Source organism: Pseudomonas sp. B424, assembly GCF_055408345.1.
In genome coordinates, this window is record NZ_JBUZTL010000004.1 from 101,666 (window position 1) to 126,739 (window position 25,074).

The 25,074-nt window shown below is 59.8% G+C and carries 26 protein-coding genes; 17 read left to right on the top strand and 9 right to left on the bottom strand.

Annotation, left to right across the window (positions count from 1 at the left end; all coding sequences use genetic code 11):
• Positions 1-144: 144 nt before the first annotated feature.
• From ACZRMS_RS07125 to lpxO, 5 genes are all read left to right on the top strand, one after another.
• Positions 145-858 (top strand): GntR family transcriptional regulator, encoded by a 714-nt coding sequence (locus ACZRMS_RS07125; protein WP_463994715.1) that lies wholly within the window; start codon positions 145-147, stop codon positions 856-858.
• Positions 855-1,859: an ADP-ribosylglycohydrolase family protein gene (locus ACZRMS_RS07130; RefSeq protein ID WP_463994716.1), complete on the top strand. Its 1,005-nt coding sequence runs from the start codon at positions 855-857 to the stop codon at positions 1,857-1,859. Before ACZRMS_RS07125 ends, ACZRMS_RS07130 begins: the two co-directional genes overlap by 4 nt.
• Before the next feature lie 102 nt (positions 1,860-1,961).
• Complete coding sequence (locus ACZRMS_RS07135; RefSeq protein WP_463994717.1) at positions 1,962-3,425, top strand: purine-cytosine permease family protein; 1,464 nt, start codon at positions 1,962-1,964, stop codon at positions 3,423-3,425.
• Positions 3,418-4,359, top strand: a complete 942-nt coding sequence (locus ACZRMS_RS07140; RefSeq protein WP_463994718.1) for a PfkB family carbohydrate kinase — start codon at positions 3,418-3,420, stop codon at positions 4,357-4,359. The genes ACZRMS_RS07135 and ACZRMS_RS07140 overlap by 8 nt, the downstream gene beginning before the upstream one ends.
• Before the next feature lie 221 nt (positions 4,360-4,580).
• Positions 4,581-5,480, top strand: coding sequence for a lipid A hydroxylase LpxO (gene lpxO, locus ACZRMS_RS07145; RefSeq protein ID WP_463994719.1), 900 nt, complete (start codon positions 4,581-4,583; stop codon positions 5,478-5,480).
• A gap of 112 nt (positions 5,481-5,592) precedes the next feature.
• On the opposite strand, the gene copD is transcribed toward lpxO, so the two are convergent.
• Together copD and copC are read right to left on the bottom strand one after the other, a co-directional pair.
• On the bottom strand, positions 5,593-6,453 hold the full coding sequence (copD, locus tag ACZRMS_RS07150; protein WP_463994896.1) for a copper homeostasis membrane protein CopD: 861 nt from the start codon (positions 6,451-6,453) through the stop codon (positions 5,593-5,595).
• A 4-nt stretch (positions 6,454-6,457) separates the two neighbouring features.
• A complete protein-coding gene (gene copC / locus ACZRMS_RS07155; protein WP_463994720.1) occupies positions 6,458-6,832 on the bottom strand; it encodes a copper homeostasis periplasmic binding protein CopC in 375 nt (124 codons plus the stop codon).
• A 117-nt stretch (positions 6,833-6,949) separates the two neighbouring features.
• Between copC and ACZRMS_RS07160 the strand changes: the two genes are divergently transcribed.
• Positions 6,950-7,495, top strand: a complete 546-nt coding sequence (locus tag ACZRMS_RS07160) for a histidine phosphatase family protein (protein ID WP_463994721.1) — start codon at positions 6,950-6,952, stop codon at positions 7,493-7,495.
• 1 nt (position 7,496) lies between these two features.
• On the opposite strand, the gene bkdR is transcribed toward ACZRMS_RS07160, so the two are convergent.
• Positions 7,497-7,985, bottom strand: a complete 489-nt coding sequence (bkdR, locus tag ACZRMS_RS07165) for a Bkd operon transcriptional regulator BkdR (protein ID WP_016781430.1) — start codon at positions 7,983-7,985, stop codon at positions 7,497-7,499.
• 206 nt (positions 7,986-8,191) lie between these two features.
• On the opposite strand from bkdR, the gene ACZRMS_RS07170 reads away from it, so the two are divergent.
• The 7 genes from ACZRMS_RS07170 (at position 8,192) to ACZRMS_RS07200 (ending at position 15,471) form a co-directional block, all read left to right on the top strand.
• A complete protein-coding gene (locus tag ACZRMS_RS07170; RefSeq protein WP_463994722.1) occupies positions 8,192-9,424 on the top strand; it encodes a thiamine pyrophosphate-dependent enzyme in 1,233 nt (410 codons plus the stop codon).
• Between the two features lie 4 nt (positions 9,425-9,428).
• Entirely contained in the window at positions 9,429-10,484 is a 1,056-nt protein-coding gene (locus tag ACZRMS_RS07175) for an alpha-ketoacid dehydrogenase subunit beta (RefSeq protein ID WP_048360878.1), read from the top strand.
• A complete protein-coding gene (locus ACZRMS_RS07180) occupies positions 10,485-11,762 on the top strand; it encodes a dihydrolipoamide acetyltransferase family protein (protein WP_463994723.1) in 1,278 nt (425 codons plus the stop codon).
• A 2-nt stretch (positions 11,763-11,764) separates the two neighbouring features.
• The gene (lpdA, locus tag ACZRMS_RS07185) at positions 11,765-13,153 is read left to right on the top strand and encodes a dihydrolipoyl dehydrogenase (protein WP_463994724.1); all 1,389 of its coding nucleotides are present in this window, start codon (positions 11,765-11,767) and stop codon (positions 13,151-13,153) included.
• Between the two features lie 214 nt (positions 13,154-13,367).
• Positions 13,368-14,753, top strand: coding sequence for a nucleobase:cation symporter-2 family protein (locus ACZRMS_RS07190; protein ID WP_463994725.1), 1,386 nt, complete (start codon positions 13,368-13,370; stop codon positions 14,751-14,753).
• 141 nt (positions 14,754-14,894) lie between these two features.
• Positions 14,895-15,122: a helix-turn-helix domain-containing protein gene (locus ACZRMS_RS07195; protein WP_463994726.1), complete on the top strand. Its 228-nt coding sequence runs from the start codon at positions 14,895-14,897 to the stop codon at positions 15,120-15,122.
• 13 nt (positions 15,123-15,135) lie between these two features.
• Complete coding sequence (locus tag ACZRMS_RS07200; RefSeq protein ID WP_463994727.1) at positions 15,136-15,471, top strand: DUF6388 family protein; 336 nt, start codon at positions 15,136-15,138, stop codon at positions 15,469-15,471.
• 103 nt (positions 15,472-15,574) lie between these two features.
• Here ACZRMS_RS07200 and ACZRMS_RS07205 read toward each other — a convergent pair whose 3' ends face one another.
• The 5 genes from ACZRMS_RS07205 to ACZRMS_RS07225 are packed head-to-tail and all read right to left on the bottom strand — an operon-like array spanning position 15,575 to position 20,315.
• The gene (locus ACZRMS_RS07205) at positions 15,575-16,180 is read right to left on the bottom strand and encodes an ATP-binding cassette domain-containing protein (protein WP_463994728.1); all 606 of its coding nucleotides are present in this window, start codon (positions 16,178-16,180) and stop codon (positions 15,575-15,577) included.
• Positions 16,173-16,964 (bottom strand): ATP-binding cassette domain-containing protein, encoded by a 792-nt coding sequence (locus ACZRMS_RS07210; protein WP_463994729.1) that lies wholly within the window; start codon positions 16,962-16,964, stop codon positions 16,173-16,175. The genes ACZRMS_RS07205 and ACZRMS_RS07210 overlap by 8 nt, the downstream gene beginning before the upstream one ends.
• On the bottom strand, positions 16,964-17,770 hold the full coding sequence (locus tag ACZRMS_RS07215; RefSeq protein ID WP_463994730.1) for an ABC transporter permease: 807 nt from the start codon (positions 17,768-17,770) through the stop codon (positions 16,964-16,966). The genes ACZRMS_RS07210 and ACZRMS_RS07215 overlap by 1 nt, the downstream gene beginning before the upstream one ends.
• The gene (locus ACZRMS_RS07220; RefSeq protein ID WP_463994731.1) at positions 17,767-18,738 is read right to left on the bottom strand and encodes an ABC transporter permease; all 972 of its coding nucleotides are present in this window, start codon (positions 18,736-18,738) and stop codon (positions 17,767-17,769) included. Before ACZRMS_RS07220 ends, ACZRMS_RS07215 begins: the two co-directional genes overlap by 4 nt.
• The gene (locus tag ACZRMS_RS07225; RefSeq protein WP_463994732.1) at positions 18,735-20,315 is read right to left on the bottom strand and encodes an ABC transporter substrate-binding protein; all 1,581 of its coding nucleotides are present in this window, start codon (positions 20,313-20,315) and stop codon (positions 18,735-18,737) included. Before ACZRMS_RS07225 ends, ACZRMS_RS07220 begins: the two co-directional genes overlap by 4 nt.
• A 251-nt stretch (positions 20,316-20,566) precedes the next feature.
• Between ACZRMS_RS07225 and ACZRMS_RS07230 the strand changes: the two genes are divergently transcribed.
• Positions 20,567-21,058, top strand: a complete 492-nt coding sequence (locus ACZRMS_RS07230; RefSeq protein WP_463994733.1) for a hypothetical protein — start codon at positions 20,567-20,569, stop codon at positions 21,056-21,058.
• Between the two features lie 32 nt (positions 21,059-21,090).
• On the opposite strand, the gene ACZRMS_RS07235 is transcribed toward ACZRMS_RS07230, so the two are convergent.
• Positions 21,091-22,428: an aminotransferase-like domain-containing protein gene (locus ACZRMS_RS07235; protein ID WP_463994734.1), complete on the bottom strand. Its 1,338-nt coding sequence runs from the start codon at positions 22,426-22,428 to the stop codon at positions 21,091-21,093.
• Between the two features lie 97 nt (positions 22,429-22,525).
• Here ACZRMS_RS07235 and ACZRMS_RS07240 point away from each other — a divergent pair, with 97 nt between their 5' ends.
• The 3 genes from ACZRMS_RS07240 to ACZRMS_RS07250 all read left to right on the top strand — a co-directional run bounded on the left by ACZRMS_RS07240 (position 22,526) and on the right by ACZRMS_RS07250 (position 25,025).
• Complete coding sequence (locus tag ACZRMS_RS07240) at positions 22,526-23,422, top strand: DMT family transporter (protein ID WP_463994735.1); 897 nt, start codon at positions 22,526-22,528, stop codon at positions 23,420-23,422.
• Positions 23,423-23,748: 326 nt separating this feature from the next.
• Positions 23,749-24,627 carry a winged helix-turn-helix domain-containing protein gene (locus ACZRMS_RS07245; RefSeq protein ID WP_463994736.1) on the top strand — a complete coding sequence of 293 codons (879 nt, stop codon included), beginning with the start codon at positions 23,749-23,751 and terminating at the stop codon, positions 24,625-24,627.
• Positions 24,591-25,025, top strand: a complete 435-nt coding sequence (locus ACZRMS_RS07250) for a hypothetical protein (RefSeq protein WP_463994737.1) — start codon at positions 24,591-24,593, stop codon at positions 25,023-25,025. Before ACZRMS_RS07245 ends, ACZRMS_RS07250 begins: the two co-directional genes overlap by 37 nt.
• Positions 25,026-25,074 lie beyond the last annotated feature (49 nt).

The window sequence follows — 25,074 nt, forward strand, 5'->3', positions numbered from 1 at the left end:
CCTGCACCCGCCTGGAGCCCTGATGACAACAGTGGCTCAAGGCGCCTTTGCTGATCGTTAAGCCACTGCTGCACCTGATAATTTGTGGCTCATCCAGCTGCTCATTAATTGCCGAACCTCCATTGCTGAGCTATTACTCTGTGGATGATTAAACAGATTCGATTCAATAAAAAACAACGGGTGGTCGACGAGCTCGTCCACCGTATCGAAAGCGGGCTTCTGACAGACGGTCATCTACTGCCAGGTGAAGACCAATTGGCTCAAGAGCTGGGCGTCGGCCACAGTACGCTGCGTGCCGCACTGGCCGAACTGGAAAGGCGAAAATATATTGCCAAGCGAACCGAAGGCGGTGCCATCGTTACGTATGACGGCATAACGCTCGACCAGCACAACGGCTGGACCCAGGCCCTGGCCAGTACCGGTGCCCGCATCCACACAGAACTGCTACGACTCCAGGCCATAGAGCGCCCGGACCTGCTTCATCAATTCGGTTTAAGCCAGTTCATTACCCTGGATCGTCGACGCCGCCGGGACGATGGCACCGCCATCTCCCTGGAGCGCTCACTCATGCCCGCCACCGGCGGCCTCGAAGGCCTGCCGCGGGTAGGCCTGATAGACGACTCACTCACCATCACCCTTGCGGCCTATGGTTTTGTCGGTGATCGCGGCGATCAGTGGATCGGTGCAGAACCCCTCAACGAAGAAGATGCACTCTTGCTCGGCCGCCCCGCCGGAACCGTTTTTCTCCGGGCGCTACGTACAACTTTCGACCGAAACGGCCGTTTCATGGAGCTGGTGGAAAGCTGGCTTGATCCTGTGCACTTTCGCATGTACCACTCGTTTGGAACGCCGTCATGACACCGACTGATCGGGCCCTTGGCGCATTTTACGGGCTGGCACTGGGCGATGCTCTGGGCATGCCGACCCAATCATTTAGCCGCGGTCAAATCCTGACCCGCTTCGGGCACATCACCACCCTGGAGAACGCACCGGCCGATCAACCCATTGCGCCGGGCATGGTGGCAGGCTCGATCACCGACGACACCGAACAAGCCATCCTGGTCGGGCAGCTACTGGTCGAAGGCAACGGCAGCATTGACCCGAACCAGCTTGCGCGGCGCCTGATCACCTGGGAGTCCGGCATGCAGGCCAAAGGCTCTCAAGACCTGCTCGGGCCCTCCACCAAGCGGGCGATCGAAATGATCCTCGCCGGCCACAGCCCGGAGCAGTCAGGGCGCTATGGAACCACCAACGGCGCCGCCATGCGCATTACCCCGGTGGGCATCGCCAGCGACATTGTGCAACCGGAACGGTTTATCAATACCGTGGTTCAGGCCTGTCAGGTCACGCACAACACCAGCCTGGGGATTGCCAGCGCAGCCGCCGTAGCGGCTGTGGTATCCAGCGGGATCAATGGCAAAAAACTTGAACACGCCCTCAATGCGGGCACCGAAATGGCCTTTATCGCAGAGCACCACGGCCACTGGGTCGCCGGTGGCCGCATGGGCCCGCGCATCCGCTGGGCCCGACAGGCAAGCAGCGAGTGCAACCCCGACAACCTTGGCGACCTGCTGTATGACGTGATCGGCACATCAGTCGCGTCCCAGGAGTCCGTGGTCACGGCCTTCGCTCTGGCACAACGGGTCGCAAGCGCCGGGCTCAACAGTTTCGATGCTCTGTGCATGGCCGCCAGCCTGGGCGGTGACACCGATACCATTGCCGCCATTCTCGGCGCCATGCTGGGTGCCTGTGGCGGGCTGGAGCTATGGCCGGCTGCACTGATCGAGCAAATAACCGAGGTCAATAGCCTGCAACTGGAACCCCTGGTACGCGATCTGCTAACCCTTCGCCACACATAGAAGCCCCTGCCACAAACAGCAAAGCGACTGGCCTCACCCCCGAGGCCAGTGCCACACATACGCTGCTTGCAACGAAAACAACAGCATCAGGAGCCATCCCCCATGAGCACCCCAAACGCCGGGCACAGTGCCGGGCAACTGGAAACCCGAGGCATAGAGCCTGTCCCCGAAAACGAATGCAATGGCAATCCCCTGCAACTGTTCTGGGTCTGGTTTGCGGCCAATATCAGCATCCTCGGCTTGCCATTGGGTGCAACCCTGGTGGCCTTTCATCAACTGGCCATCTGGCAAGTCATCATCGTTGCCCTGATCGGCGCGGCCGGCTCGTTCGCCGTGGTCGGGGTCATTTCCATTGCCGGACGTCGAGGCCGGGCGCCAAGCCTGACACTGTCACGGGCCATTTTCGGGGTGCGCGGCAACATTGGCCCCACGCTGGTTTCGCTGGTTTCACGCGTCGGCTGGGAAACCGTAAACACCACCACCGCGGCTTTTGTGCTGCTGGCCCTGTGCTCAATCCTGTTCAACACCCCGACCGAAGCCAAGAACGCGCCAATGCTCACCCTGGTGTTTATCGGTATTTTCACCCTGCTGACCCTTTCGGTTTCCGGCCTGGGGCATGCGACGCTGCTGATCATTCAAAAATGGGCCACTTACGTTTTTGGCGCACTCAATCTGTTGGTCGGCGGCTTTCTGTGCGCCACGATCGACTGGCAAGGCGTGTTCAGCGCCGAACCTGCGCCCGTGAGCGCAATGATTATCGGGATTGGCATCATGGCCGCCGGCACCGGCATCGGTTGGGCCAACGCCGGAGCTGACATGTCGCGCTATCAAAAGCGCAGTGTCAGCGCATCGCAACTGGTGGCCTCCGCCGCCTGGGGCGCAGGGATCCCGCTGGTGCTGCTGATTACCCTCGGCGGCTTGCTGGCCGTCGGCAATCACGACCTGGCCGCTACCACCGACCCGATTGCCGCAATCCGCAACATGCTGCCTTCCTGGATGGCTGTCCCCTACCTGCTCAGCGCCTTTGGCGGCCTGCTGCTGTCCAATCACCTGTCCGTCTATTCCGCCGGCCTGACCACCTTGACCCTGGGCGTGAAGATCAAGCGGGTGCAAGCCGTTGTCGTCGATATTGTCGCGATTTTCTGTGGCTCGATTTACTTCATGCTGTACGCCGACAGCTTTTACGGCCCCTTCATCACCTTCATCTCGCTGACGGCCATTCCGATTACTGCGTGGGTGGCCATCTTTGTTGTCGACCTTATCCATCGCCAGCACTACAGCGCCAAAGACTTGCTGGATGTCAGCGCCAGCAGTGCTTACTGGTACAAGGGGGGCATCGAATGGCGGGCATTGAGCGCCTGGACCGTGGCGCTGGTGCTGGGCTTTTGCTTTACCCGCGTGGGCAGCACGGGCGCCAACTGGTTTGCCGGGCCGCTGGCAGATTCCTGGCTGGGTCACAACGGTCTGGGCTGGGTGGTGACATTCGTCGTGGCAGGCGGTTTGTATGCCCTGATGGGCGGTGCGAAAGACCGTCGCCAGCCTGCTCCGGATACCGCTCATGTCTAGGCTGCTGCATACCGGTCAGGTCATCGTCGACCTGGCCATGGCCCTCGACACCCTGCCGAGCTCCGGCGGCGACGCACTGGCCCATAGCGCCAGCTTTCACGCCGGTGGCGGCTTCAATGTGATGGCGGCGGCCCGGCGCAACGGGATGGCGACCCTGTATCTGGGCCGCCATGGCCAGGGTCAGTTCGGTGAACTGGCCCGCGCGGCCATGCACGCCGAAGGCATACAGATGACCTTGCCCGTCGACCTGCACAAGGACACCGGTTTGTGCGTCGCCCTGACAGAAGCCAGCGCCGAACGCACGTTCATTTCCTGTATCGGGGCCGAAGGCGGGTTGTCTGCCCAAGACCTGGCGCAGGCCATCGTCCTGCCTGATGACTATGTGTATGTCAGCGGCTACAGCCTGCTCCATGCCGACAAGGCCCAGTCACTGCTGGACTGGATACTGGGCCTGGCGCCCGGCGTGCACCTGTCCTTCGACCCCGGTCCGTTACTGGCCGATATCGACCCGCATCTGCTCAACGCCCTGCTGCCGCGCCTGAACCTCTGGACCAGCAATAGTGCGGAAGCACAGGGCTTTACCCGCCTCACCTCGCTGGTTAAGGCCCTGCCCGCACTGACGGCACGCCTGCCCCACGACTGCCTCACGGTTGTACGCGATGGCCCGCAGGGCTGCTGGATCAGTGATGGTCATGGCCAGCAGCATATCGCCGGTTTCAAGGTGCACGCCGTTGACAGCAACGGAGCCGGTGATGCTCACACAGGGGTAATGATTGCCGCACTGGCCGGCGGGCATAGCGCCGCACAGGCGGCAACACGGGCCAATGCCGCCGCCGCTATAGCCGTTACCCGCCGAGGCCCCGCCACTGCCCCCGGCACCCGCGAAGTCGATGCATTACTGGCGAAATCAGGCATTTTCGGCACGCAGGAGTAGTGGTGTAGCACAAAGAATCGGCTAAAGCCCTACGCGCAACACGACCAAAGGCTGTAACAAAACATGTTCAAAAACGAGCCCAAAAGCTGGAAAATGGCTCAAGTGCTGTTTTAATTACACCGTGGTTCCCATCAAGCGACACCGGCCCTGATAGCTCCTGGAAGCTGTCGCGCCACGTGCATGTATGCGGCCTGCGTTTCTCCTGACTTGTGACGATTCTCTTGAAACTCATCATTATTGCTGTCTATGTTTTGTCCATTGCCTATGTCCACCTGCGGGGCAAGGTTCGCCATAAGCTGGGGCGCCAGCTGAGCGACCACTCGACTTTTCTGGCACCGATCAACTGCTTCCTGTACCTGTTCTCCAAAGTGCCCAACCAGCCGTACCTCAAGCCGGCGGACTTCCCCGAGCTGCAGCCCTTGCTGGATCATTGGCAGGAGATCCGCGAAGAAGCGCGCAACCTGATGCAGGCAGGTGAAATCAAACGCTCCGAGCAGCCCAACGATGTAGGGTTCAATTCGTTCTTCAAGAGTGGCTGGAAGCGCTTTTACCTGAAGTGGTATGGCGACAATCACCCTTCGGCTGTCGAACTGTGCCCGCGGACCATTGAGTTGCTCAACGGCATCGGCACCATCAAGGCTGCCATGTTTGCCGAGTTGCCCCCTGGCTCAAAACTGGTGCGTCATCGCGACCCTTATGCGGGTTCGCTGCGCTTTCATTTGGGCCTGGACACCCCCGAGGACCCGGGCTGTTATATCAACGTCGACGGGCAAAACTACACGTGGCGTGACGGCGAAGCCGTGATGTTCGACGAAACTTTCATTCATTACGCCCAAAACACCACCGATAAAAACCGCATCATCCTGTTCTGCGATGTAGAACGCCCGATGCAATACCGCTGGGCAACCGCTTTCAACCAGTGGTTCAGCCGCACGGTCATGGCATCCGCCAGCTCACCCAACGATGCCAGTGATAAAACCGGCGCCCTGAACCGGGCATTTACCCGGTTGTACAAGATTCGCCTGCGTGGCAAGGCACTGAAAAAGCGCAACCGTACGCGTTACTACCTGGAGAAGTGGCTGATTTTCGGCGGTTTGCTGGGGGCGTTTTTATTGATCTGAACCTGTAGCCGCTGCCGAGGCTACAGAGATACTTCAACCGTGGGAGCGAGCCTGATCACGAAGAGCACTCGCGAGCAGGGGTCATCACCGGTAACAGAGTGTCTACAGGAATTTAAAGCACTTGGCTCACCACCAGCGGCGGCATGGTGCCCAGCAATGAAACTGCCGCCACTGCCGCCAGCCCGAAGAGCCATTCAAACGCCACGCTGCTGCGCAACAGCACGAAGTGCCCCAGGCGGCTCATCACCAGATTGAACAGCGCGAGCACGAGCATCACCCCCACCAGCGTCACTTTGATCAACAGGATCAGTGCGAAACCTTCAAACAAAGGCGTAGGCCAGAGCGCACCGGTCAGCACCCGGGTATTGATAAGCCCCGTCAGAATGATCCCGGCCACCAGCCCGAAACCCAGGTTGCTGAAGCGCCGCAACACCACGGCCACCGCTTGCCCGGGCGGGCGCACAAGGATCAGCAGCAACCCCATCAGACCACCGACCCAGGCCGCCACACACACCAGATGAATCAACTGGTTGAGCATCAGCAATTGCCCGCGCCAGCCATCCAGCATCGCACCGTGCCCGACCGGGGCAAGAGTGGCCAACAACACGAAGCTCAATAGCCACGTTACGTAAAAACGGCTCTGGGTATACAGGGCGATCAACAGCAACACGCTAAACAGCAAGTGCCAGGTCCAGACCTGCCCGAAAAAGGTACTGCCCAACACCAGCCACAACGTGGCGGGGTCCAGGGTTTCGGGCCAGCTACCGGCCATCGAATGGGTGGTCAGCAATAACCAGACCAGGCCACTGCCCAGTGCCACCCAGGCCAACCCGCGGTTGACCGTGCGCAATGCCCGGTCAATCCCGCCGGCCGGCCAGGCGCCAAGCAGCAAGGGCCTGAATGCACAGCCCCCGAACATCAGCAACACAGCGCAAAAATGCACAAAACGGCAGATGACCATTTCGCTGACGATCAACTCAGTTGCTCACCGTAAAGCTGTAATCGCCTGCGCTCTTGTGGGTATCGACCGACACGGCATTCCACTTCACGTGATAGGTGCCCGCGGGCAAGGGCCGGGCCGGTGTAACGATCAGGACTTTCTTGTTCGCAGGCTCGGTCTTGATGCTGCTCACCGCCACCGGTGCCTGGTCATGGGTAACAACGACCTTGGTGAACGCCTGCTCCACGCCTTCGGTGAAGACCAGCCGCAGTTGGTCAGCGCTGTTGACAGTGCTGTCGGCCGCCGGTGTCGACTGTTCCAGGTGGGCATGGGCAAACGCCGCACTGGCACCGGCCATCAGCGTCAGCAACGCAGCGGTATTGAGGACTTTTTTCAGGAGAGCAGCAGCCATTGCAAAGTACCTTGAGAGTGAAATACGCGGTCATAATACTCGCCTAAACTGACTGTAGGGCGAGCGCACGCAGTAACCCGGAACTAAACACTACGTCGCCCCCGCAAGGACCTCAGCATGCCCATCCGCCTCAGCTTTATTTGTCACGCCCGCACTGAAGCCCAACGTCTGGGGCGCTTTGCACTGGACGAACCGGTAGAGCCCAAGGGGTTGCTGCTGGCAGCCGAACTGAGTGCGCGGCTGAAAAAGCCGGTCCGCATACTCTGCGCACCCGAAACCCGGGCCTTGCAAACCGCCCATGCACTGGGTGGCGATATTGAAATCGTGCCCGCGCTGGGGGATTACGACGTCGGCGACTGGCAGGGTCAGCGCCTGTCAGACCTGCAGCAAAGCATGCCGCAGGTGCTCACAAACTGGATCAACAACCCGTTTTCAGCGCCCCATGGCGGCGAGTCCGTGCAAGACCTCTGCCTGCGGGTCAGCGCCTGGCTCGACGAGTTCCGTGAAGAAGGCCATTTTGCCGTGGTGACTCACCCCTTCGTCATCCGCGCCGCCATTCTGCATGCGCTGGCAGCGAGTACGGCCTCGTTCAACCTGATTGACGTTGAACCGCTGTCGGTGGTTGACCTGCGCTTCAATGAGCGCTGGCGACTGCGGGTTTGACTCACTCTTCCAGGGTGAGCCCGCCAGGCGGCAGCGGCAGCGCGGTTTTGTAACGCACCTGTTTGAGCGCGAAGCTGGAGCGAATGTTGGCTACCCCGGGCACCTTGGTCAAAAAGTCCATCATGAAACGCTCCAGTGCCTGAATGCTCGGCACCAGCACCCGGATCAGATAGTCCGGGTCGCCTGCCATCAAATAGCACTCCATGACCTCATGGCGATCGGAAATCGCCGCCTCAAAATGCTGCAAGGCCTCTTCAACCTGTTTTTCCAGGCTGACATGGATGAAGACGTTGACGTGCAGCCCCAGCATGTCGGCGTCGAGCAAGGTCACCTGCTCCCGGATCAGGCCACGTTCTTCCATGGCCTTGACCCGGTTGAAACACGGCGTCGGCGACAGGTTTACCGAGCGCGCAAGGTCCGCATTGGTGATGCGCGCATTCTGCTGGAGGCTGTTGAGAATCCCTATATCGGTTCGATCTAGCTTGCGCATGAGACAAAAGCACCTGTTTTTTATGTTTATGCAGAATTCTTATCCTTAAATGCCACAAAGCACAACGAACTACAGATAAATATTCTTCACTGTCAGGAATATGATTGTTGTAGGACAAGATCGCGATCTTTTATCAGACCGATCTTCGACGTAATACCTAGCTCCCGCGCCTAATAAACACGACAAGATCGAGCGTAGAGAAAGCCATGAATGAATATGCACCGCTGCGCCTGCACGTTCCCGAACCTTCTGGCCGCCCAGGCTGCAAGACCGACTTCAGTTACCTTCGCCTGACCGATGCAGGTCTGGTGCGCAAACCTCCCATCGACGTAGAACCTGCCGACACGGCCGACCTGGCCAAAGGCTTGATTCGCGTGCTCGATGACCAAGGCCAGGCCCTTGGTCCGTGGGCCGAAGGCGTATCGACCGAGGTGCTGCGCGCCGGCATGCGCGCCATGCTCAAGACCCGCATCTTCGACACCCGCATGGTGGTCGCCCAGCGTCAGAAAAAAATGTCGTTCTATATGCAGAGCCTTGGCGAAGAAGCCATCGGCAGCGCCCAGGCCCTGGCCTTGAACATCGACGACATGTGTTTCCCGACCTATCGCCAGCAGAGCATTCTGATGGCCCGGGACGTGCCCCTGGTGGACCTGATCTGCCAGTTGCTCTCCAACGAACGTGACCCGCTCAAGGGACGGCAATTGCCGATCATGTATTCGGTACGCGACTACGGTTTTTTCAGTATTTCCGGCAACCTCGCCACCCAATTCATGCAAGCGGTCGGTTGGGGCATGGCCTCGGCAATCAAGGGCGACACCAAAATCGCTTCGGCCTGGATTGGCGACGGCGCCACCGCCGAATCCGACTTCCACACCGCCCTCACCTTCGCCCACGTTTACCGCGCCCCGGTGATCCTCAACGTGGTGAACAACCAATGGGCGATTTCGACGTTCCAGGCCATTGCCGGCGGTGAATCCACCACCTTCGCCGGGCGTGGCGTGGGCTGTGGTATTGCTTCGCTGCGGGTTGACGGTAACGACTTTATCGCGGTGTATGCCGCCTCGGCCTGGGCCGCAGAGCGCGCCCGCCGCAACCTGGGCCCGACCCTGATTGAGTGGGTCACCTATCGCGCAGGCCCGCACTCCACCTCCGACGATCCGTCCAAGTACCGTCCTGCCGATGACTGGAGCCACTTCCCGCTTGGCGATCCGATTATTCGCCTCAAGCAGCACCTGATTGCCACCGGCAACTGGTCGGAAGAAGAGCACGCCGCCGTCAGCGCCGAACTCGAAGCCGAAATCATTGGCGCCCAAAAGGAAGCCGAGCGTTTTGGCACCCTGGCCGGCGGACAGATACCCAGCGCCGCGTCGATGTTTGAAGACGTGTACAAGGAAATGCCCGAGCATTTGCGCCGGCAACGTCAGGAATTGGGGTTATAACCAGATGAACGACAATAATAAAATTCAGATGGAGAACGCCGTGAGCACGACCACCATGACGATGATCCAGGCCCTGCGCTCGGCCATGGATGTAATGCTTGAGCGCGACGACAACGTGGTGGTCTTTGGCCAGGACGTGGGCTACTTCGGCGGCGTGTTCCGCTGCACCGAAGGCCTGCAGGCCAAATACGGCAGCTCGCGGGTGTTCGACGCGCCGATCTCGGAAAGCGGGATCGTCGGCGCTGCCGTGGGCATGGGGGCTTACGGTCTGCGCCCGGTGGCCGAAATCCAGTTTGCCGACTACTTCTACCCGGCTTCCGACCAGATCGTCTCCGAGGCGGCGCGCCTGCGTTATCGCTCGGCCGGTGAGTTCATCGCCCCGATGACCATACGCATGCCTTGCGGCGGCGGGATCTACGGCGGCCAGACCCACAGCCAGAGCCCGGAGGCCATGTTCACCCAGGTCTGCGGCCTGCGTACCGTCATGCCGTCCAACCCCTACGATGCCAAGGGCCTGCTGATTGCCGCCATTGAAAACGATGACCCGGTGATCTTCCTTGAACCCAAACGCCTGTACAACGGCCCGTTCGACGGCCATCACGACCGCCCGGTGACCCCGTGGTCCAAGCACCCGGCCAGTGCCGTCCCAGACGGTTACTACACAGTGCCGCTGGACTGCGCCGCCATCGTTCGCCCCGGCACTGAAGTCACCATCCTGACCTACGGCACCACCGTGTATGTCGCCCAGGTGGCCGCCGAAGAAACCGGCATCGATGCGGAAGTCATCGACCTGCGCAGCCTCTGGCCGCTGGACCTGGACGCCATCGTCACCTCTGTAAAGAAGACCCGCCGTTGCGTTGTCGTGCACGAAGCCACCCGCACCTGCGGATTTGGCGCCGAGCTGATCGCACTGGTTCAAGAGCACTGCTTCCACTACCTGGAAGCGCCAATCGAGCGCGTTACCGGCTGGGATACGCCGTATCCCCATGCCCAGGAGTGGGCCTACTTCCCCGGCCCGGCCCGGGTGGGTGCGGCTTTGCAACGGGTCATGGAGGTTTAAATGGGTACGCACGTTATCAAGATGCCGGACATTGGCGAAGGCATTGCTCAAGTTGAACTGGTTGAATGGTTTGTCAAAGTCGGCGACATGGTCAGCGAAGATCAGGTGGTGGCCGACGTCATGACCGACAAGGCCACCGTCGACATTCCCTCCCCCGTTGCCGGCAGAGTCCTGGCCCTGGGCGGCCAGCCCGGCGAAGTGATGGCGGTGGGCAGCGAACTGATCCGCATCGAAGTCGAAGGCGCGGGCAACCTGCGTGAAAGCGCTCAGCCAAAGGTCGAGCCCGCACAGGCCACAGCGCCAAAGGTCGCGCCACAAGCCCGCGTCGAAGTGGCGGTGGTTTCGGCGCCCGCAATCAAGGCGGCGCCGGTACAACGGCCTGCGCCTGTAGCCCGTGAAGCCAATGAACGCCCACTGGCCTCCCCGGCTGTGCGCAAGCGCGCCTGGGATGCCGGGATCGAGCTGCGTTTTGTGGTCGGCAGCGGCCCTGCCGGTCGCGTACTGCATGACGACCTGGAGGCTTACCTGGCACAGGACACCAGCCCGGGCGTCGCGCCTGCCAGCGGTTATGCCAAACGCAACGACGAGCAGCAAATCCCGGTGATCGGCCTGCGCCGCAAAATCGCCCAGCGCATGCAGGACGCCAAACGCCGCGCAGCGCACTTCAGCTATGTCGAAGAAGTGGATGTCACGGCCCTCGAAGAACTGCGCGCCCAGCTCAATCAAAAATGGGGCGAAAGCCGTGGCAAGCTCACCTTGTTGCCCTTTCTGGTACGGGCAATGGTGGTGGCCTTGCGCGACTTCCCGCAGATCAACGTGCGCTACGACGATGAAGCACAAATCATTACCCGCTTTGGCGCCGCCCATATCGGCGTTGCCGCGCAAAGTGAAGGCGGCTTGATGGTGCCGGTGGTCCGGCATGCCGAAACCCTGAACCTGTGGGGTGCCGCGGATGAAATCGCCCGCCTGGCCAACGCCGTGCGTACCGGCAAAGCCACCCGCGAGGAGCTTTCCGGCTCCACCATCACCCTGACCAGCCTGGGTGCCCTGGGCGGCATCGTCAGCACGCCGGTGGTCAATCTGCCCGAGGTGGCGATCATTGGCGTCAACCGCATCGTCGAACGGCCAGTGGTGGTCAAAGGCCAGATTGTGGTGCGCAAAATGATGAACCTCTCCAGCTCCTTCGACCATCGGGTGGTCGATGGCATGGACGCAGCGCAATTTATCCAGGCCATGCGTGGCTTGCTCGAACAACCTGCCACCCTGTTTCTGGAGTGAACATGCAGCCAACACAACACACTACGCTGCTGATTATCGGTGGCGGCCCTGGCGGCTATGTCGCGGCCATTCGCGCCGGCCAGCTGGGTATCCCGACGGTCCTGATCGAAGGCCAGTCGCTGGGCGGCACCTGCCTGAACGTCGGCTGCATCCCGTCAAAAGCGTTGATCCACGTTGCCGAACAGTTTCATACCACCCAGCGTTACAGCACCAACAGCTCACCGCTGGGGATCAAGACCCAGGCCCCGACCCTCGATATCGGCCAGAGCGTGCAGTGGAAAAACGCCATCGTTGATCGCCTGACCAGCGGCGTCGGCGCGCTGCTGAAAAAGAACGGGGTCAAGGTCATCCATGGCTGGGCCAAAATCCTCGATGGCAAGGCCGTTGAAGTCGACGGACAGCGCATCGAATGCGAGCACCTGTTGCTGGCCACCGGTTCGCAGACCGTCGACCTGCCGATCCTGCCCATTGGCGGAGCGATCATTTCGTCCACCGAAGCCCTGGCGCCTACCGCCATTCCCAAACGCCTGACTGTGGTCGGTGCCGGCTATATCGGCCTGGAACTGGGCATTGCCTACCGCAAGCTCGGCGCCGAAGTGACGGTGGTCGAAGCCCGCGACCGGATCTTGCCAACATACGACAAAGAACTGACGCTGCCGGTGGCCGAATCCCTCAAGGCGCTAGGTATCACCCTGTACCTGTCCCACAGCGTGGAAGGCTTCCAGGCCAGCACCAAAACGCTTTCGATGCGTAATGCCATGGGCGAGAGCCAGACCCTGGAAACCGATCAGGTGCTGGTTGCGGTCGGCCGTCGCCCGCGCACCCGGGGCTACAACCTTGAAGCCCTGGCGCTGGGCATGAACGGCCCGGCGATTCGCGTGGACAACCGCTGCCACACCAGCATGCGCAACGTCTGGGCGATTGGCGACCTGACCGGTGAACCGATGCTTGCCCATCGCGCTATGGCCCAGGGCGAGATGGTTGCCGAGATCATTGCCGGCAAACACCGGGAGTTCAGCCCCACGGCCATTGCGGCGGTGTGCTTTACCGATCCGGAAATCGTCGTGGTTGGCAAGACCCCGGCCGAAGCTGAAGCCGCGGGTCTGGAATTCATCAGCGCCAGCTTCCCGTTCTCGGCCAATGGCCGGGCCATGACCCTGGAATCCAAAGCCGGGTTTGTGCGCGTCGTGGCACGCCGTGACAACCACCTGATCCTCGGCTGGCAAGCCGTGGGGGCGGGTGTTTCAGAGCTGTCCACTGCTTTTGGCCAGTCACTGGAAATGGGTGCCTGCCTGGAAGACATCGCCGGCACCATTCACGCGCACCCGACCCTGGGTGAAGCCGTGCAGGAAGCCGCTATGCGTGCGCTGGGGCATGCGTTGCACGTGTAAATCACCCTCACTGTGGGAGCGGGCTTGCTCGCGATGCGGGCAACGCGGTCGGTCAGGAAGGCCGCGTCGATGCCATCGCGGGCAAGCCCGGCTCCCACAGGCATGCAAAACATTCACCCCGCCCACAGCGGGCATGGCTCATCTCCTGAATCCAGCACTGGGCGTAATGGCCCAAGACCAGTAGAATCGCGCTCTTTTTTCCAGGGCGCTCGCCATGACCTCTCTTAAAACACCCCCTGAAGCCGAGTCCCGGACCAGCGAGCTGATCTTTGGCCTTGAGGACCGCCCCAAGCCGTGGATCGGTTTTCTGGCGGCCCTGCAGCACTTGCTGGCAATCATCGTACCGATCGTCACCCCGGGCCTGCTGATCTGTCAGGCGCTGGGCGTCTCCAGCCGCGATACCAACCTGATTGTCTCCATGTCGCTGGTCATTTCCGGCATCGCGACTTTCGTTCAGTGCAAGCGCTTCGGACCGTTCGGCGCCGGCTTGCTGATTGTGCAAGGCACCAGCTTCAACTTTGTCGGCCCGCTGATTGCCGGTGGCGCGTTGATGGTCCAGCAAGGTACGCCGGTTGAAGGCGTGATGGCTGCGATTTTCGGCGTGGTAATCGCCGGTTCGTTTGTCGAAATGGGTATCTCCCGCGTATTGCCCTTTGTGAAGCGCATGATCACCCCGCTGGTCACCGGCATCGTGGTCCTGATGATCGGCCTGACCCTGATTAAAGTCGGCCTGATCAGCATGGGCGGCGGCTTTACCGCCATGGCCAACGGCACCTTCGCCAATGGCGAAAACCTGATGCTGTCGGGCGTGGTGCTGGCAATTATCGTGATTCTCAACCGCATCCCGCTGGTGTGGATGCGCAGTTGCGCCATCGTCATCGCGCTGGCCGTGGGCTACGCACTGGCCGGCTATCTGGGCCGCCTGGACTTCACCGGCATGCATGAGGCAGAGCTGTTCCAGGTGCCGGTCCCCATGCACTTCGGCCTGGGGTTCTCCTGGGCGCTGTTTATTCCGATGCTGGTGATCTACCTCGTGACGGCGCTGGAAGCCATTGGCGATGTGACCGCCACCAGTAAAGTGTCGAACCAGCCGGTCGAAGGCCCGCTGTGGATGAAGCGCATCAAGGGCGGCGTGCTGGTAAACGGTGCCAACTCGTTGCTGGCGGGTATTTTCAATACCTTCCCCAGCTCGGTTTTTGCCCAGAACAACGGCGTGATTCAGCTGACCGGCATTGCCAGCCGCCATATCGGCGTGTGGATTGCTGGCATGCTGATATTGCTGGGCCTGTTCCCAAGCGTGGCCGGTGCCATTCAGGCCGTGCCCGAGCCGGTACTGGGCGGCGCAGCCATGGTGATGTTCGGCGCGGTGGCGGCCTCGGGGATCAATATTTTGGCCAGCATCCATCTGGACCGTCGCGCCCTGCTGATCATTGCCGTCTCCCTGGCACTGGGCCTGGGCGTGTCGCAGGTTCCGGAATTCCTCGCCCATATGCCTTCTGCCCTGCGCAACGTGCTGGAGTCCGGCGTGGCCACAGGCGGTATTTGCGCGTTGCTGCTGAACTGGTTCTTGCCAGAAACAGAAAGCAAACCGGCACGCTAAACGATAAGACACAGCAGGGTCGCTTGAGGGCGACCCTGCTGTGTCCTACACGCGCAAGCATGTTTTGCCAGCAGATCTTTCCCAAATTCCGAGTTTGATTTACTCTTTTTTGTACGACTGGTGCCTGATTGAGCGACAAACATGAGCACTTACGGTGCGCGGCTGAAACACGAGCGTTTACGCCTGAAGCTGACCCAGGCGCAGCTGGCCCATGCCGGCGGCGTCGGGCGCCATGCGCAAAGCTACTATGAGCGCGGCATTACCCTCCCCCGTGCCGATTACCTGTCGGCTATCACGCTGTTAGGCATCGATGTGTTGTATATCATCACCGGCAGCCACACTCTGCATATCGGCTCACCTGCTTCATGACATGGAGATCGTTATGACTGAACCCGGCACCAATCACCAGAAGGCCCTTGATCGCTTTCTTGGCGAACACCCTGAACTGGCCGCAGAACTCGAAACACTGAATCCATTGGCCGCCCGTGCGGTGGGCCAATCGATGAAGGAATATCGTCAGGAACGTTTGAATGAAGCCTTTGAAGCCGAAGCTGAACGCCTGGGCTTTTTTGCCTGGGAGCTGACGCTCAAGTTGACCAGCACCAGCGAGGAAGAATTCGAGGCCCAGCGCCTGGAAGTCCACCGCGAGGTGGCGCAAATGGCCGGCATGGACTGGGCCGAATACTGCGAGTTGCATAGTCTTGAAGGCGCAGCCTGACTGAGCACCTGCAGCCGCTGCCGAAGGCTGCGATAAGGTCCCCAGGACCTTCGATTCCGGTCAACGGGGTCGCTGCGCAACCCATCGCAGCCTGCGGCAGCGGCTACGAAGCAGCGGTTCTACCCGGATACCAGATACTCGAACACACCTTCTCCAGCAGCGCCTTGTTATGGCTGAACACAATCAGCCCCAGCTCACGGCGCTTCGCCTCCTCCAGCAAGACTTGCCAGACCTGCGCCTGAATGTGCGCATCCAGCTGCGCCGTCACTTCGTCGGCAATCAGGTAGCGGGTGCGCGGGTCCAGCGCTCTGAGCAAGGCAATGCGTGCCAGTTCGCCACCCGACAACTCATCCGGGCGACGTGTGAGCCAGTCGGGGTTGACGGCCAGACGGGCCAGCCATGCAGCATCCGGCGACCAGGCATCGCGCAGGCTTTCGCCGGTGGTGCGATAAGGGTTGAACGTCTGCTCAGGATGCTGCGGCACCAGCTGGATCGGGCAGTAACCCTTTTTCGGTAGCGGGTGGCCGCCCACCGAGATATCGCCCGAAGTAGCCGTCTGCCATTGCGCCAGCACCCGGCCCAAAGTGGTTTTGCCGTATCCGCTGGGGGCCGAGATGCCCTGGCGTTCACCCGGCCGGACCTCAAGCGACACGCTCTCCCACAACCGGCGGCCATCCTGAACAATGTTTAGCTGCCGGACCTCAAGCATATTCCGGCACCCTGCGCGCAAAGAACTGCTGCTCGGGCAATGCCGCCCATAATGACTGCAACCACGGACTGCCGCCGTTCTCGCGCAACTCTTGCGCACTCAGGGTTTCGTGCAGCTCACCCTTGTGCAGAACCGCGATCCTGTCGGCAAACCGCGCCGCCAGCGCCAGGTCATGGGTGACCCACAAAATCCCGCGCCCCTGCTGGCAAAAGCCCTTGAGGTGGGTCAGTAATTGGCAGGCGTGGTCATCATCCAGCCACGAGGTGATCTCGTCCGCCAGGATGTAGCGCGCATGGGTCAGGGCCGCGCAACTGGCCAGCACGCGCTTGGCCATCCCGCCCGATAACGTGCGCGCAAACTCATTCACCACCCCCGGCTGCAAGTTGTAGTGCTTGAGTTGCTCCGCCACCTCGTTGAGCCCCAGCTTGACCCCGCTCAACTGCGCCGCACGCACCAACTGCGGCCCGACCTTGATCAGCGGGTTCAGGGCGCTGACACCCTGGGGTACGTAACACACCTTTTTACCGCGCTGTTCGAGCTTGCCGGCATCACCCAGCACCTGCCCGTCGAGCACAATATCGCCACGGCAACGCATGTTCGCGGGCAGCAGGCCCAGGGTGCTTTGCAGCAACAGGCTTTTACCTTCACCACTGGACCCCACCAGCGCCACCAGCTCGCCGGGATGAACCTCAAGGGAGATATTGCTCAGCAGCGGATGCCAGGTTTTGTGACCCAGCCAATGGTAGTGAGCAATGTCGATCGCAAACTGGTCGAATTTCAGCATCAGGTAATCCTTATCCAGAGCTGCTGCAATGCCCGCGCAAACTGGTCAAACACCAGCACCAGACTCACCAGGATCAAACCCGGGAAGAACGCCATCCACCAGGCGCCACTGCTCAAGTACCGTAGCGCATCAGCCAGCAACAGGCCAAGGGACGGATCATGGGGCGCCAGGCCAAAGCCCAGAAAACTCAACGCCGCCGAGTGCAAGACCGCATGGGGGAACATCAGCAACGTACCGATGATCCACTGCGGCAACAACAAGGGCAGCAAGTGATGGCGCCAGCGGTAAAGGCTGCTATTGCCCAGACGGTGCGACAGCATCACGAAGTCGGTCTCGCGAATGCGCAGGATCTCGGCGCGCAGGATCAAGGCCAGCCGTGGCCAATGGGTCAGGGCCACGGCCAGGATCACCCCCTGTTTGCCGCCGCCCAGCGTGAAGCAGATCAACACCAGCAACAGCAAATGCGGCAACGACAGCATGCTGTCGATCAGACCGCGAATCAGGTAATCCATGGTTTTATTGACCGCACACAAACTGGCGGCCAGCATTGCCAGAAAGCCGCTGCTGAAGGCGGCGGTCAGACCGATCTGCAGGCTGGTGGTCATGCCCTGGAAACATCGCAGCCACAGGTCCCGCCCAAGGCTGTCCGTGCCAAACCAGTACTCGGCCGACGGTGGCTGACGCCGCGCCAGCAGGTCCATCGAGACATCGACATTGAAAATCCACAGCCCATAAGCAATCAACAGCAACAACATCACCAGCGAGAGGCAGAGCCTGAGCAATGCGCGATTGGGGTCATAGGTCATAACTGGCGCGCCGCCCCACGGTTAAGGCGCAGTAACAGCGCGTTGGCAATGCTGTTGCCGGTAAACACCAGCACCGCACAAAACATCACAATCCCCATCAGCAGCGGAATATCACCGCGCAAACCCGCATCAATCGTGGCTTGCCCCAGGCCCGGATAAGCGAAAACCTTTTCGGCCAGTAATGAGCCACCAATCAGCTCCCCCACCGAGGCAAATTGCAGGCACAGGGCGGGCGTCACTGCGTGGCGCACAATATGGAAGTTGATCAGCGGCCAGCCTTTATCGCCCTGGGCTTGGGCGTAACGAATGAACTCGCTGTTCATCACCTCGGCCACCCGCGCACGGGTATGCAGCGCGATATTGCCCACGCCCAGCACGCCAAGCGCCAGCATGGGCAGGATCAAGTGCCGGAGCTTGTCACCCCAGGTCGCGGTGTCGGCATTACTGCCAGGGGTCCAGGCGCAACAGATCGGCGCCCAGTTAAGGGTCACGGCAAACAGTGAGAGCAACAGCAAGCCAATCCAGAACGTGGGCAAGGATGCCAGCACATAGGACAGAGTCGAGATGAGGCGGTCCGGCCATCGGTTCAGATAGCGCCCCGCCGTCAGGCCCATGGCCAGGCCGACGATGCCGGAAAACAGCCATGCCGAAAGCAGCAGCGCAAACGAGGTGGCAAAGCGCTCGCCGATCACCTGCGAGACCGGGGCGTTATACAGCATCGAATAGCCGAAATCGCCTTGCAGCATCTGGCTGAACCAGCGCAAAAAGCGCTCCCACAACGGCAGGTCCAGCCCCCAGCGCGCTGCAATCAACGGGTATTGCTCGGGGGGCACGTGCAGCAAATCGTTACCGATATAGGCGCGAATCGGGTCCACCGGAGAAAAACTGAGCAAGGTAAAGGTGCCTGCGGCTGTCACCAGCAGCAAGCACATCAAGCGCACAACAAACAGCGAAAAACCGCGTATCACTGGCAGGTCCACTTCCAGCCATCGACACTATTGAGCAGCGACCAGGAACCGTGTATTTCCGGAGCGCCCGTGCCCAGATCGACGCATTTATCGGTCAAATAGGTGTGCTGTACATTCAGTAGCCAGGCCCAGGCCGCATCGCCCTTGACCCCTACGCCGGTTTTACCGTCCCACTCCACTTGCTGCCAGAACGGCACAGCCTGCTGCCAGGTCGGGGCATCCAGCGCTTGTTGCAGATGCTGGTCGACCACCGGATTTTTGTAATAGCCGGGGTTGTAGTACTCAACACCTGCCGCCTTGCTGCTGTAGTGATGGTAAAGCTCCATCGGGTCCAGGCTGCCCCAGCCAAACAGGGTCGGGTTGGCGTGCATGTTGCGTTCGACGGTTTCCCAACTGCCGGACTTCAAGTCCACGTCGATGCCGATGGGCTTGAGCATCGAACGTACGGCCTGGGCCAGATCCCGGCGCGTGGCATCACCGCTGGCGTACCACAGGGTGACTTTGGCCGGGAGGCCGTTTTTCTCACGGACACCGCTGGCGGTTTCGACCCAGCCGGCTTCATCCAGTATCTGTTTGGCCCTGGCGATATCACCATCCTTGAAGGCTGCGTCGGGGTTGGCCCACGGCAGCCCCTGAACCCCGGAATAGGCCGGGATGGCATGCCCTTCAAGAATCTGGTCCGCCAGCAATTGACGGTCGATGGCGTAGTTGATGGCTTTGCGGATCGCTACATCGGCCGTCACATCATTGCCGACGGGGTAACCCTTGGCGTCCTTTTTACCCGAGGCGATTGTCGGCATCACAATGCCGCGGTTTTCAACGCTGGGGCGTACCCACAGCTTCATGCCCTCCGCCGGAGTCACCGCCAGCGAAGGTGCAATCCGCACAATGCCCAACTGCTTGCTTTGGGCAGCGGCAAAGGCGCTGTCTTCATCCAGGAAGACAAACACCAGTTTGTTGAAATCGTTTTTCTGCCCCGCGTAGTACGGGTTGGCCTCAACAATCAGTTGCTGGCCCGGCTGGTAGCTGACAAGGCGGTAAGGCCCTGCGCCGATCGGCTTTTGGGCGTAGGTTTTGGCGTCGTACTTATCGGCAGAGACAATGCCCAGCGAACCGAGCACGTTGACGAAAGTGCTTTGCGGGGCCTTGAGCTCAATACGCACTGTCAGCGGGTCAACCGCCTCGGCCTTGAGGAAGTTCCCCATGTCGACCTTGCCACCGCTGGCCGCTGCATTGTTGTAGGTGTACGCCACGTCCTTGGCCGTCAGCGGCGAACCGTCAGAGAACTTGAGGTCAGGCTTGAGTGTGAGCGTCCAGGTTTTACCGTCGGCGCTGGGCTGATAATCGCTGAGCAGAAAGCTGCTCCAGGACAAGTCTTCGTTTTGCTTGAGCAATGGGCTGTGCAACAGCAGGTAACTGCCGTGGCTCCAGCCCAACATAGGGTCAAAACCCTCGGTCGGCTCATCGCCAATGGCCAGTTGCAGAGTGCGGGCCTGCGACGAGTAAGCAGGCGCTGCCAGCACACTCAGCAAGGCAGCCGCCACCAGGGTGTTGCGCATCCATGCAGGCTTTGACATCTATCCTCCTGAAAATAAAACAGCCTCGTCCAGACGGGCTCAATAGAACTGGCGCACGTTCTTGCGCCCAACAGTAATAGCAGTCTGATTTTAAATAGCCAGTTATCCATCTGATTATTTGAGAGTTTTTCGACCTCGCCGTATTACCTTGTAACAACTGCTCCAGGTCAGGTTCCATGGGCGTGGCTGTGCTATACCAATGGGTACGATTATTCAGTCACGGCAAACAGACTCCACTGACAGAGGTTCGCATGTTCAAAGGATTAGCCGGTCACCTCAAAGACAGAAACATCCATTCGATCAACGCCCTGCCGTCCAACAATATCGAACTGTTTGACTGCTACACCGGCTTGATCCTGGGTCATCTGTACCGCAACTTCCCCCTGCCCATCACCCTGACCGCCGAGCAATTCATCGACTACAAGGGCATGGGCACCGGCAACCGCGAGGCCCTGGAAAAAGAAGAAAACCTGTTTCTGGCCACCGTCAAATGGCTTGCCGACATTGGCTACATCCACTTCGACGGCATGTCGGGCGTGGCGTTTTACGAGGTTGTGCTGACCAACAGCGGCCTGCTCATCCTGCGGGCCTACCCTGAAGGTACGGACAGCGCCCCCACCCTGGGCGAAAAGCTTGCCCAGTGCATCAAGGACGAAAACACCGCCGACCTGCGGGCTCTGGTGACCCAGGCGTTGAGCCTGGGAGTGCGAATGATCAGCCCGATGAGCCGGTCGGGGATTTAAGCCGGGTCCAACCCTCAATGGCGGATTGAAGCTCATGCCCAGGCATGGGCCTCAACTACCCATTTAACTTTCGCCAGCCCTTCACGCAGCGACACCATATCCACCGAGCCCAGCGCCAGCCTGATCGCATGGGGGACATGGGTCGAGGTGGCGAACGGTTGAGCCGTGGACACCGACACCTGCTCGCGCAGCAATGCCGCAGCCACCTGGTCCGCCCTGGCGTCCTCTGACAGCGGCAGCCACACGAAGTAGGACGATGGGTGGCGAACAGTGTGCAACCCGGCCAGTAGCTCGTCAGCGATCAACTGCCTCGCTTGTGCATCCTTGCGTTTTTGCGCCTCCAGCCGGCTTACGGTTCCGTCGTCGAGCCAGGCGCTGGTGATGGCCGTCATCACGCCCGGAGCGTTCCAGGCCGTTACCCTGATGATTCGTTCAAGGGCGCCGGTTTTTTCAGCCGGCGCAACGATAAAGCCCACCCGCAACCCCGCCGCGACACTTTTGGAGAACCCCGACACGTACACCGTCCGCTCCGGCGCCAACTCGGCCAAAGGCGTTGGCGGGTTTTCGACCAAAAAGGCGTAGGCCGCGTCTTCAATAATAATCAGATCATGTTTACGGGCGATGGCCACCAACTGTTCGCGCTGTGCCAGGCTCATCACCCAGCCCAGCGGGTTATGCAAGGTGGGCATGCTGTAGATCGCGCGCACCGAGCGGCTGCAGCAAAGCTTTGCAAAGGCATCAAGATCCGGCCCGCTCCCGGAGGCCGGAATCGGCAGTATTTCAAGATGCAGTGCGAGCGCAAGGGCCTTGAAACCCGGGTAGGTCAGTGCATCGACCGCGATCACATCGCCGGGTTGCAGCAGTGCCATCAGGGCCACGGTCAATCCGTGTTGCGCGCCATTGACGATCAATACCTGCTCCGCCGGCACATTCAGCCCGCTCAGTGCCAGATGCCGCGCCACCGACGCCCGCTCGTGCAGGCGACCGCCATGGGGCTGGTAGCGCAACAGCGACTCAAGGTCGCCGGACAACGCCAGCTGGCGCAGCGCAGTACGCAGCAAATCGGCCTGGCCCGGCAAGGAGGGGTAGTTGTAGTTGAGATCCAGCATGCCGGCAGTGACATCGGGCTGGTCAATCCCGTGGCCGGGCGGCAACGAGGTCTCCCTGACGAAGGTGCCGCGCCCGGTTTCACCGCTGACCAGGCCCATGGCTTCCAACTCTGCATATACCCGGCTGGCCGTCACCAGGGCCAGACCTTCGCTGGCCGCCAGCTGGCGGTGGGTGGGCAAGCGCGTGCCCGGAGGCAAACGCCCGGAGCGGATATCAACTGCAAAAGCGTCAACCAGCGACTTGTAGCGGGATCGAGACATCGCGTTTTGTATCCATGACAATATTTTGATTGTCATTAATCATCAGCCATAGGATGTGCTGCATGCAATCCCGCGAACAGCCTGAGCGTGAGACTCGATGGAACGTACCTCCAACCTGCAACACCACAGCGGCGAGAACAATCTGAGTGGCTGGATCAACGGGTTTATCGGCGTGGTTATTTTCAGCGCCTCGCTGCCTGCGACCAAGGTGGCGGTGCTGGAGTTTGATCCGGTTTTCCTGACCCTGGCGCGCGCCACCATTGCCGGCGTGATTGCGCTGGCCATGCTTGGGCTGCTCAAGGCCCGGCGGCCGGAGCGTAGCCATCTTGTGCCCCTGCTGCTTGTGGCCACAGGGGTAGTGGTCGGTTTCCCCTTGTTGACTGCGCTGGCCCTGCAACATGTGACATCGGCTCATACCATCGTTTTCCTCGGCCTGCTGCCCCTGTCCACGGCAACCTTCGCCGTCATACGTGGCGGTGAGCGGCCGCGGCCGGCGTTCTGGTTTTTCTCCATCCTGGGGAGCGCATGCGTGGTGGCGTATGCCATCTCTCAGGGCCTTAGCGTCGCCCCCGAAGGCGACATTCTGATGCTTCTGGCAGTCCTGATTTGCGGCTTGGGTTATGCGGAAGGGGCAAAGCTGTCCCGAACACTGGGCGGCTGGCAGGTGATTTCATGGGCACTGGTGCTGTCGCTGCCAGTGATGGCGCCACTGGCATGGTTATGGGCCCCCTCTTCCTTCGCCGGCATCCACCTGCCCGCCTGGCTGGGCCTGGCTTACATATCCGTCTTCAGCATGCTGATCGGTTTCGTATTCTGGTATCGGGGGCTGGCCCAGGGCGGGATCGCCGCAGTTGGGCAGCTACAGCTCCTGCAGCCTTTTTTCGGATTGGCGCTGGCGGCCACATTACTGCACGAGACAGTCAGCATCGGCATGTTCGGCGTGACGGCGGCGGTCATTCTGTGCGTCATTGCGGCCAGAAAAACGGCCCATTAAACCGCCTGTTCTGATTTGCATTACGCGGTCAATAACAAGAACGCCGTTACACGCCGGCGCGCAGCACCATAATCATCAAACACAAACAACCTTCAAAAACAATAACCAGGACTTCCTCCTTTATAAAATTGAAACTTCAGCATAGCGATTTACGCAACACCCGTCCTTACCCGACCTTACAACCTCTTACTTAAACTTAACCTTTCTCTATTGCCCGTCCGGGCAATAGTACAAATGACAAAAATAGGATTTTTCCTACACCCATACTTGACTCGCAATACCTCACCATGATCTAGTTGCACACGAACATATCAAGGGTAAGTAAGATGCAGGGCGACCGTGAAACTTCCACCGCATTTACTACGGTCAAGTGCACCTACGATCATGACACGTTTTTACTGAGTTACCCGCCCCTGCACACCACGCTCACGAGCAATGAAGGCCACCTGTTATTAGCCCTGATTGAAGGCGTGACCGACAAGGAGGATTTAATCAGTCGCGTATGGGGGGATCGGGGGCTCATTGTATCGGACAGCAGTTACTACAAAGCTCTTCACACCCTCAGGCATTACTTCTCCGAGGTTGGACTCGACAGGTCCATATTAAAAACACTGCCCCGGCGAGGCGTTGTTTTACTGCTTAAAATAGAACGCGTCTGCGACGATAACGGCACCAACGACGTGCCCGGCGAGCCAGAGCCTGCCGTACCCGACAGCCTCGCCTTTGATACCCGTACGCCTCCCAGTGAAACACCTTCCCCCTCACTCACCATAAGTGACCCGCTTGAAAACAGTGAAGCCCCATTGGCGGATCCAACAGCGGAACAAGGCATTCCGGCCCCATCGCCCCCGAACGAAGTGAAGAGAAGGCACTTTTACAAAATGCCTTTTTACCTGACGTTATGCCTGGGTACCGCCCTGCCTGTTTATTATGGCTATATGCTTTTCAATAAACCGGTCCAGCTGGAGGGGTGGCGACTTTTATCAGAAACCCACGGCACAAGACTCTATGTCGAACGGGGGGAGAAAACACCGAAAGACAGCATCATTTCCACCATGGCTATGTTTGGTTCTTTCGTTGGTACAACAGGAACAACTTATTATGTCAAAAAAACATTATCAGAACTTTTAGTCAACTGTGAAAAACCAGAAAGCAAAGGAGAGGCGCTGTGTACAAATTACCTCATCATCGAACAAAAAAAGTAATCCTGCTCCTGAGCCTTGTCTCCACGCTGGTATTTGGAACCCTCATTATCCTGCAAGCCTATCAATATCATGAAGATATTCCCCAGGCACCCTGCTATGCCTCAATAGACTTCATCTACTCGACAGACAATAGCCAGCGCTGGGCCGGCAAAGGCGACATGTCCATCAACATGGACGCGGGGGAAATCTATCTTTACTTCAACCTCAAAGATCCGGACCAGCAAGAGTTTCTATATAACCGCAGGCTCGATGTGCAGTTTGACAAGCTGGACAGTTCACGCTTTTTGTTTAAAACCATCAACGCAAACGTTTTTGAAAGTGATAATAGCCTTAAACATGCCCTGTTTATGCGCCGCGGGCTGGAGGGGGGGTCTTATTACCTTCTCGCGCTTCTCTGATGTTGAATATTACTACAACATCAATAATATTCTGACGGGTGTTTGCCAC